This window comes from Plebeiibacterium sediminum (assembly GCF_026013605.1).
Lineage (GTDB): Bacteria > Bacteroidota > Bacteroidia > Bacteroidales > Marinilabiliaceae > Saccharicrinis > Saccharicrinis sediminus.
Genome location: NZ_JAPDPJ010000270.1, coordinates 1 through 584, shown reverse-complemented (window position 1 = coordinate 584; position 584 = coordinate 1). Strand labels below are relative to the sequence as shown.

The 584-nt window shown below is 38.0% G+C and carries 1 protein-coding gene; it reads left to right on the top strand.

The genetic code is table 11. The features are described 5' to 3' along the window. Positions 1-579: methyl-accepting chemotaxis protein (locus OM075_RS25415; protein WP_301193366.1), on the top strand; the 579-nt coding region annotated here is incomplete at its 5' end. Between the last annotated feature and the right edge of the window lie 5 nt (positions 580-584).

Here is a 584-nt window from a genome sequence, read left to right as displayed (position 1 = left end):
TCTGCCAGCATACATCAAAACTCAGATAATGCAATTGAAACAGCTAAGGTCTCAGAGGAGGCCAACAATGATTCAAATAAAGTTAATGAGCATGCTCAAGAAGCCAATAAAGCAATGGCATTTATATCGCAAAAAATCTCCATTATCAATGATATAGCAATGCAAACCAACATACTTGCTCTTAATGCCTCTGTAGAAGCAGCCAGGGCAGGAGAACACGGAAGAGGATTCGCAATAGTGGCAGGAGAAGTCAGAAAATTGGCAGAACAAAGTAAAATAGCAGCAGATGAAATAAATACTCTAACTAAAAAAGGATTGGACCTTGCATCTATAACAGGTAATTTAATGACTGACATTATACCCAAAATTAGTACAACGACAATGCTGGTACAGGAAATTGCGGCAGCCAGCCAGGAACAAAATAATGGTGCCTCACAGGTTAATAGTGCCATTCAACAATTAAATGAAATAACACAGGAAAATGCTGCCGCTAGTGAGGAGTTGGCATCAAGTGCAGAAATGCTTGCTGATCAAGCGGAGAATTTGAAAAGTACTATTTCTTTTTTCAAAATTGATTAATAGTT